This is a genomic window from Bacillus cereus group sp. BfR-BA-01355 (genome assembly GCF_022663675.1).
Classification (GTDB): domain Bacteria; phylum Bacillota; class Bacilli; order Bacillales; family Bacillaceae_G; genus Bacillus_A; species Bacillus_A thuringiensis_S.
This window is the reverse complement of the sequence record NZ_JAKUFY010000404.1, coordinates 1-260: the sequence shown is the minus strand read 5'-3', so window position 1 is coordinate 260 and position 260 is coordinate 1. Positions and strand designations below refer to the sequence as shown.

Genomic DNA, 260 nt, shown 5'->3' with positions numbered 1-260 from the left:
GTACAAAAGTTGCCTCTAACAATGAAGAACAAAAAGATAGCGAAAAGAAAAAAGAACTAGAAAAGAAAGAGGCTGACGAAAAAACTCAAAAGCAAGAAGATGAGAAGCGTCAAGCCGAGGAACAAGCTCGTAAGCAAGAAGATGAAAAACGTCTAGCCGAGGAACAAGCTCGTAAGCAAGAAGATGAAAAACGTCTAGCCGAGGAACAAGCTCGTAAGCAAGAGGATGAAGAACGTCTAGCTGATGAACAGGCTCGTAAA

1 pseudogene is annotated in these 260 nt (G+C 41.5%); it reads left to right on the top strand.

Annotated elements, in window-relative coordinates:
- A pseudogene (locus MR167_RS32240) lies at nt 1-260 on the top strand (excalibur calcium-binding domain-containing protein); the annotation flags it as partial.